Annotated in this window: 7 protein-coding genes; 3 read left to right on the forward strand and 4 right to left on the reverse strand. The window is 45.3% G+C overall.

Features of this window, described 5'->3' with window-relative positions:
- Positions 1–1,277 (forward strand): M1 family aminopeptidase (locus QZ735_RS01825; RefSeq protein ID WP_294243631.1); only part of this gene is annotated, 1,277 nt, incomplete at its 5' end.
- A 63-nt stretch (positions 1,278–1,340) separates the two neighbouring features.
- On the opposite strand, the gene QZ735_RS01830 is transcribed toward QZ735_RS01825, so the two are convergent.
- From QZ735_RS01830 to QZ735_RS01845, 4 genes are all read right to left on the reverse strand, one after another.
- Positions 1,341–2,300: a hypothetical protein gene (locus QZ735_RS01830; RefSeq protein ID WP_294243633.1), complete on the reverse strand. Its 960-nt coding sequence runs from the start codon at positions 2,298–2,300 to the stop codon at positions 1,341–1,343.
- Positions 2,301–2,311: 11 nt separating this feature from the next.
- Entirely contained in the window at positions 2,312–3,265 is a 954-nt protein-coding gene (locus QZ735_RS01835) for a C-type lectin domain-containing protein (RefSeq protein ID WP_294243635.1), read from the reverse strand.
- A gap of 514 nt (positions 3,266–3,779) precedes the next feature.
- Complete coding sequence (locus QZ735_RS01840; protein WP_294243637.1) at positions 3,780–4,466, reverse strand: phosphatase PAP2 family protein; 687 nt, start codon at positions 4,464–4,466, stop codon at positions 3,780–3,782.
- A 357-nt stretch (positions 4,467–4,823) separates the two neighbouring features.
- Entirely contained in the window at positions 4,824–4,985 is a 162-nt protein-coding gene (locus QZ735_RS01845; protein WP_294243638.1) for a hypothetical protein, read from the reverse strand.
- A 261-nt stretch (positions 4,986–5,246) separates the two neighbouring features.
- Between QZ735_RS01845 and QZ735_RS01850 the strand changes: the two genes are divergently transcribed.
- Both QZ735_RS01850 and QZ735_RS01855 read left to right on the forward strand, forming a co-directional pair.
- The gene (locus QZ735_RS01850) at positions 5,247–6,677 is read left to right on the forward strand and encodes an SDR family oxidoreductase (protein ID WP_294243639.1); all 1,431 of its coding nucleotides are present in this window, start codon (positions 5,247–5,249) and stop codon (positions 6,675–6,677) included.
- Positions 6,678–6,919: 242 nt separating this feature from the next.
- The coding region (locus QZ735_RS01855; protein WP_294243641.1) for a GAF domain-containing protein at positions 6,920–8,302 on the forward strand (1,383 nt) is incomplete at its 3' end.

Raw genomic sequence — 8,302 nt, forward strand, 5'->3', positions numbered from 1 at the left:
ATCTGATCAATCATACTTCATTACCCATTGCAAAAATCCTGGTGAACTTTCATCCTGACCTGACACTGAGTTCGGCAGAATTCCGCACTACGTCGGAAAAAATGAAGATCCACCATCAGGTACAGGAAATTCTCCTGAAAAAGCCTTTATTACCGGGCCAAAGCGCTTATCTCGATTTTTCGGTGTCTTACCGCTGGTTTCCCGTCAACGGACACGATTCTTTTAACGCTATTCTCGAAAACGGTTCCTTCATGCGGATCAGCAGGTATTACCCTTCACTGGGGTATCAGAAAAGCAGGGAAACCGGAGATCCGGCCATACGCATTCAGCATGGTCTTGGAAAAGCGTCAGGCATCAAACCGGTTAATGCTCCTGCCTGTTCTGAAAACAATTTTATCAATCTGGACATGACCGTGTTTACCAATAGCGACCAGACCGCTGTGGGTACCGGCGACCTGGTTGAACAATCCCATGAGCACGGTAGAAACCGCTTCCGGTACAAAGCCACAGGAATTCCGTTCCGGTTTGCCCTGTCGTCTGCAACATACGCAGTAAAGAGTGTGATGCATAAAGGTATTGAGATCAAGGTCTTCTACCATCCGGATCACCCCGAAAATGTCGGCAACCTGATAAAAAATGCCCGCCTCACCCTGGATTACTGTACGGAAAATTTCGGGAAATATCCTTTTAACAGCATCAGCTTTGCAGAGATTTCTTCATTTACGGACGGGTTTGCCGCAACCTCCTACCCTTCCGCTGTTTTCATGCCTGAAAACAAGCTTTTTCATACAAATCTTAAGGCCGGATCACAGCAGGATGTGATCAATGAGCTGGCAGGCCATGAACTTTCCCATCTCTGGTGGGGCAACAGCAGCATCGATCCTGATGACAGAGAGGGAAACACGATGCTTACCGAAACCCTCGCCATGTATACCGAAATGATGCTGTATAAAAAAATATACGGAAAGCAGAAAATGCTGGAAAAACTGAATATCCACCGCCAGATCTATGAAGAGGAAAAAAGCCTTTCGGGAAATCAGCCGCTTTTCAAAGTAACATCGGATCATCATTATATCGCCTATTCCAAAGGGGCACTGGCCATGGTAAAACTGAGCGAACTGATCGGCGAGAAAAAGGTGAATACGGCATTAAGACAGTTTCTCCTGCATAACCGGTATCCTAAAAAGCCGGCTTCAACGGACCTGATCAGGGAGTTTGACAGCATGGTACATGAACCCATGCTCAGAAAAAAGATTGACAGCCTGTTTATGAACTGACCTTATGACAAACCTCTGACCCGGCCGGATCAGAGGTTGTTTTTTATGATGTTTTCTTGTTCTTTACTGCTGAAATTCAACGATGAATGCGTTTATGGTGCCGACATCCGCCGGAAGATCATTCCATGGATGGGTAGAAGTATACCCGTTAACGGTAAGCGTAGCATTATCATTTTTGGAATAGGTATGGACAAAACCTTCCCCTGAATTTGAGTTGTTGGGTTCGCCCCCTGCAAACCAGCTTATTTTCCGTACTGCCGTCAATCCGCCCGCACTGTAATCATGCAGAGGCTGTTCTCCGGTAATCCACTTTTCTTCCGGATCCGGGGTAAGTGCCGCTCCTGCCTGCCATGAAAATTTCACGAAACCGATCCAGGCTCGCTGGGTATCGAAGACCGTATTGTTCAGAAGGTTTTGTTCTATATACTGCCATTCCGCATTGGTAGTGAAGGTAGCCAGATAGCCGCCCATATTTTTTGCCGCCGTATACGCGTCAAACCAGTTGATGCCTGCCGTACCGGAATAAGCGGTATAGGTATGCCCGTTTACCGTGAAGCTCGCTGTACCCTGTTTTGTATACGTATTGACGCCTACCGCAACTGTTGCAGGTGCTGAGGCCGCCGTTGCCGTCTTGCTGGGAACGTAACCCAGGATATTGGAATCCACCGATGTGGAATAGCTGATTACCGTAGTATTGGATACTTTACCAAGGCTCCTCCAGATGCTGCCGTCAAAATAATAACAGCCTGCTGAAGTAATATTGGCCGTTTTGGTATCAGCGGTAGCAGGAATAGAAGTGGCATACACAATAGCGCCGGTCTGCGCTGCGGTATACAAGGGACCGGCATTCTTAATCTGGTCGCCTGTCAGCCGCGGCATTCCGATCCCTTCCGAGGTGGAACCATCGGTCTTAAGGGCATCGACTTCCAGGGTGGAAACCACCGTTTTAGTACCTATACCCATTTGTGCATTCAGAGACATGCTGCTTCCTATCAAGGACAGTAATAATAAACACTTTTTCATTTTATCCCTGTTTACTGTTGAAATTCTACGATAAATCCGGTGGTGTTGGCTGTGTTTGCCACTACGTCATTCCATGGGTGGGTAGAGGTATAATTGCCATAGGTCTTGGTTCCGCTGTTTTTGGGCAGGGTAATCACAAATCCTTCCGTACCTCCTGAGTTATTGGGTTCTCCTGTGTTGAACCAGTTGGATTTTCTTACGGCACTGGTACCGCCGGCACTGTAATCGTGCAGAGGCTGCTCTCCGGTAATCCATTTTTCTTCGGGATCGGGAGTGAGGGCTACTCCGGCAAACCATGAATATTTGGCGAAGCCGATCCATGCCTGCTGGGTATCGAATGCAGTATTGCTGAGCAATGTGGTTTCGATCTGCTGCCATTCCGCATCGGTGGTGAAAGTGGCCAGATAGCCGCCCATACCTTTGGCTGCGTTATAGGCATTATACCATGTAATTCCTGCTGCTGAGGCTGAATAAGCGGCATAACTATGACCGTTATAGGTAACGGTTCCGGTCCGGGTGGCGGTAACTCCGTTCACACTGAGGGTAGCAGGTGCATTGTTTGTGGCGGTAGCCGTGTTGCTGGGAACATATCCCAGAATATTCGGGTCGATTACCGAACTGATGCTCAGGGTTGTGGTAGTGCTCTGAGCCCCCATTCCATGCCAGATGCTGCCGTCGAAATAATAGTAACCCGCCGCTGTTACATTAGCCGTTTTGGTCGTAATCGGTGAGGGAGCCGAAGTGGCGTAAATAATGACCCCGGTATGAGCGGAAGTATATTTTGCATCAGCAGCCGACAGCTGGTTCCCTGTAAGCCTTGGTGCGATCACTCCTTCTGCGGTAGTACCGTTGGTACTTCTTGGAGAAACATCGAGCGTGGCTCTGGGCGTTGTAGTATTGATCCCTACTTGGGCGTGAAAAATAGGAGCTGACATAAGAACAGCCAGGAATAAATGTTTTTTCATTATTATTATTTTGTAAAATATTTTCCAAAAATAGGTAAATAAAATCCACAAATCCTAATTTTCATTCAGAAAAAAACTGCACTTATTGGGACTTTTCAAACGTGTAGAAAATTCAACAAAAGATAAAGCCTTTGTCCGTAAGGTTTTATCCCATATGTGAAGGGCCTTAATTCATAAATTGGTGATTAGTAAAATTTTACAAATCACCATTCCTGATGCATTCCGGTAAGACAGCCCGGCCAGACATAAAATACACTGCTGAAATCAGTAAAAAAAAGTTCAAAAAACTTCCTGTTTTAGAACAAATCCTCAAGCTTTTTTACAGATACCAACCTAGTCAATATTTTTTCACATATTCCGGAATTAAACTTAAAAATATTTTCCTTCCGGAAGATGATGGGCGGGTCTTATATTCGTGCTGTCGCCTCTTCACAAACGATCATTAAATCACTATATTTTGAATTTTTTCATGCAGACGGATACAATACAGTGGAATAATCATTAACCTGATCAGCTACCGTTGATCATTATTTGCCGGCACCCATTTTTTCAGATACGCCAGCCTTGCCAGCAACAAAAATGCCATCCCCAGGATCATTCCGCCAAGGATATCGGTAAACCAGTGCGCACCCAGATAGATCCTGGAAACGGCCCCGAAAATGAGAGTCAGGGCAAAAATAGAAATACAGACCACTTTTATTGCCCTGCTGAGTTTCCGGTTATGGTATACGATCAGGGAAAGCAACCCGAAGAAAACAGTGTAGAACAGCACATGGCCGCTGGGAAAGCTTTGGTAATGCGTTTCTTCAATCACACGGACAAAATCCGTACCTGGCCTGGAACGGTTGATCAGCATTTTAAGAGTCCAGCTTACGGCTCCGGTAAGCACGGTGGAAAAGATGAGTAACGCTTCCCGTTTCTTTCCGGAAACCAGGAAAAATAACGATGCTGTACAGATCATGCAAAAAGCAATCGGCACACTTCCCAGCCAGCTGAATCCTTTCATGACCGCGTCCATCATTTCCCCCTGCCGGTTCTGCAGCCACGCCGAAACATGGAGATCCCAGTAATCGGACCTTTCTGAAACGACAAAGGCCGTTAACCCTAAGAATAAAACAGTAAGAACGAGAAAAAGCCATAAATCCCTGCGGACGCTTCGATGTCCTGCAGATCTGTATAATGAATGCAGTATTTTGTACATAGATGATAAAAAATTTTTGCCTGAAAACAATGAAATCTGAATAAGTTGAACGGAATAAATTGAAAAGATAAAAGCCGGATATGCCATTTACCATAGCAAAAGCAGAGACCGCTTTAATAGTAGATGTTCAAGTAAACAGGAAATAAGACCACCTTATGTTTTACATACTGATGTATTCCGGAATTATGCTTCCGTATTATGGTAATGCTATTGATATTTCTGATATCTGCGGAAAGCATTCATTCTTTTTTATTATCGTCTAATTTATCTCCATATGTTCTGGCCGATGTTCATTGCAGGATATAAAAAAAGCTACCCAAAAGTAGCCGATCTGAGAGTGGAAATGCAATACCGGAATCAGAAGAGACTGTTCATCTTAAGATTGCCGGTAGCTCCCTTGGGAAGGAAAACGACCTTGCGGTTGATCATTTTTGCTTTTTCAAGGACTTTAAGTGCTTTCTGGCGCTCGATTTCCTTGTTCATCGGTGCAGGGTTGTCCCATTGAGTAAATTCTTTCATAATATATAATGTTTTGTGGTATTGGCAAATGAAGGCATTTATATTGTCGCCTTTAATTCACTTAGCATAAAGCAGACCATTTTTATGTTTTTTCAGAAAATACCTTGAAAATTAAGAAATCCGTGATATGGTATCAGTTTTGTAAAGCTTAGAATACCACATCTCATCCGGTACATTGCCGGTATTCAAACCGGGATCATTGGTAATCAGCCATATAAAAATGAGAAACGGATGATGCGGGTCTTGATTTAAAAATACATTATGAAAATATTTCTTACAGGTGCCACAGGCTATATCGGAAAAAGGCTGCTTATCCATTTGCTGAGCCAGGGACATACCGTTATCTGTTCCGTACGTGACAAAAAAAGGTTCAATACCACCTTATATCAGAATTATCTCGATCAACTGAGCATCGTGGAACACGACTATAATGATCCGGCTACCCTGACTCCTGTTGATCAGGATATCGATGCAGCCTATTATCTGATCCACTCCATGTCTTCCAACGCAGATTTCAGTAAAGCTGAAAAAATTTCCGCCCGCAACTTTTCAGAGACCATTGAAAAGACGTCCTGCAGGCAGGTCATCTATCTTACCGGCATCGTCAATGAAGACAAACTTTCAAAGCACCTGCAGTCCAGGAAGGATGTGGAGGAAGAACTGAGATCTGAAAAATATAACCTTACTGTATTAAGGGCCGGGATTATTATCGGATCAGGGTCGGCTTCATTCGAGATTATCCGTGATCTGGTAGAAAAACTCCCGGTAATGATAGCGCCGAAATGGCTTAAAACGAAATGCCAGCCGGTAGCCATCCGCAACGTCATTGAATTCCTGGCCGGTGTCATGGAAAAGACGTTTACCTATAACAGGCACTTTGATATTGCCGGTCCGGATGTGCTTTCTTATAAACAAATGTTACTGATCTTTGCCCAGGAACGCAACCTGAGAAGAGCCATTTTTTCAGTGCCGCTGCTCAGCCCCAAGCTTTCCTCTTACTGGCTCTATTTCATTACTTCCACCTCCTATCCGCTCGCTAAAAACCTGGTGGAAAGCATGACGGTGAATGTAGTGGCGGAAAAAAACGACCTGGCAGAGAAACTCGGCATCAAACTCCTCTCCTACCGCGAAAGCCTTAAACTGAGCTTTGATAAAATTGAACAGAATGATGTATTGTCCACGTGGCACGATTCATTCGGTGATTACCGGTACACGAAGAACGTCTGGGATTTTCTGGAAGTTCCCACCATGGGGGTTTTCAAGGACCGCCGGACCCATGAAGTAAAAAATGAGAAAGCCACGCTTACCAAGATCTTCGGCATCGGCGGAAAGAACGGCTGGTACTATGCCAATCTGCTGTGGAGCATCAGAGGTGCGCTGGATAAGCTGTTCGGCGGTGTCGGCCTGAAAAGAGGGAGAAAGAACTCAGCAACCGTAAGTGCCGGGGACAGTGTGGATTTCTGGAGGGTACTGTATGCCAGCAGGGAAGAAAAAAGGCTTCTGCTCTTCGCTGAGATGAAAATGCCCGGTGAAGCCTGGCTTGATTTCAAGATAGAAAACGGAAAACTCATTCAGGAAGCTACTTTCAGACCGGTAGGACTGCTGGGGAGGCTGTACTGGTATTCCGTGCTTCCCTTCCATGCCTACCTCTTTAATGGCATGATCAGGAAGCTCACGGAAGACCAGGAATGATACCGCAATCAGATCATCTGAGCAAAGTATGAAAATGACCGGATATGCCGGTCAACGGATGAAAATGAACCCCTTGCAGAAGAAATCCGGATGATCGAATAAAGCGGGAATACCGTCTGAACAAAATACCACATTTTTGAGTTTTGTCTGGTTTAAAAACCTATCTTTACGATACCTTAACCGGATCATTTTTTCAGCATCTTTAGCACTGTTATTTTATTATGATTGAAAATACGTTTGGAATGAACATTGTGCCTGAAAATGAGGTACAGCGCCTGGAAGCACTGAACCGGTACCGGATTACCGACACCCCTTCGGAAGAAAGTTTTGACGGAATTGCAAAGCTGGCCGCACAGATTTTTAATGCACCCATCTCCCTGCTTTCCCTCGTGGATGCGGAATCGGTATTTTTTAAAGCCAATATAGGAATGGGAAAGGCAACCCATGCCAACCGGGGAAAAAGCCTTTGTGCTCTGGCCGTCCTTGATGAGAAGGTTACCGTTTTTGAAGATGCCCTCAAGGAGCCCTGCCTGATGTCCAATCCCAATGTCATCGGTGATTTCGGATTACGGTTTTATGCCGGCGCTCCCCTGATCACGCACGACGGCTTTATGATAGGCACACTCTGCATTATCGATAAAAAAACAAGGATTTTTACAGAATCTGACAGGAAAATCCTTGAAAACCTGGCCAAAACTGCCATGGACCAGATTGAACTCCGGCGGTCTTCGCTTGATACCATTGACCAGCTGACGCAGGCAAACATACAGCTCAGCATGACTCAGAAAGATCTTGAAAACGCCGTTCATGAACTTGCCGAATTCAATATTGAAATGGAAGCGACCAATGATGAGCTCAACAAAGTCAATACGGAACTCAGCAAAGCCTATGACTTAACGGTTATCCTGAACAACAACCTTGAAAAAAGCGAACAGCGGCTGAAGTCCTTCATCAGCAAGGCGCCGGTAGCATTCGGTATCCTTGCAGGAAGCGATATGACCATTGAAGTAGCTAATGAAATCATTCTGAAAATATGGGGTAAAACCGGGGAAATAATCGGACAGCCGTTTACAAAGGTGATGTCTGAAACGGAAAATCCGCCTTATATGGATATCCTCAACCATGTTTTTATCTCAGGAACTCCGTATGCCGATGATGCCGTTCATATACAAATAACATCAAAAGGTACTTCTGCAGACTGCTATTATGATTTCATCTATGAACCGTTGAAGGACGAGCTGGGACAAACCGTTGCCATCATTGTTATTGCCACCGATGTTACAGACCGGATCCTCAAAAGAAAAAAACTGGAAGAAGTTAACCAGCAGCTTCAGATTGCCCTCTATGCAGGACAGCTCGGATCCTACAAACTTGATCTCAGGACCTATACAATGGAATCTTCGGAAATCTGCAGGGCCAATTACGGCGTATCCGGTGATGCCCGGTTTGATCTTGAAGACCTGATGCAGGTCATTATCCCTGAACACCGGGAAATGGTTACCCGGAACGTCCATGAAGCGGTAAAAAACAGGCTTCCTTACCGTGCCGAATACCAGATCCGCTGGCCTGATGGATCCCTGCACTGGATGAGTGCATCCGGGCTCCCCGATTATGATACGGAGGGA

The sequence above is a fragment of the uncultured Chryseobacterium sp. genome, assembly GCF_913776365.1.
Taxonomy (GTDB): Bacteria; Bacteroidota; Bacteroidia; order Flavobacteriales; family Weeksellaceae; genus Chryseobacterium.

Excerpts from the sequence above, each read along its gene's own strand:
- QZ735_RS01845 (WP_294243638.1), bottom strand. The coding sequence starts at position 4,985 with ATGAAAGAATTTACTCAATGGGACAACCCTGCACCGATGAACAAGGAA.
- QZ735_RS01850 (WP_294243639.1), top strand. The coding sequence starts at position 5,247 with ATGAAAATATTTCTTACAGGTGCCACAGGCTATATCGGAAAAAGGCTG.
- QZ735_RS01840 (WP_294243637.1), bottom strand. The coding sequence starts at position 4,466 with ATGTACAAAATACTGCATTCATTATACAGATCTGCAGGACATCGAAGC.
- QZ735_RS01835 (WP_294243635.1), bottom strand. The coding sequence starts at position 3,265 with ATGAAAAAACATTTATTCCTGGCTGTTCTTATGTCAGCTCCTATTTTT.
- QZ735_RS01830 (WP_294243633.1), bottom strand. The coding sequence starts at position 2,300 with ATGAAAAAGTGTTTATTATTACTGTCCTTGATAGGAAGCAGCATGTCT.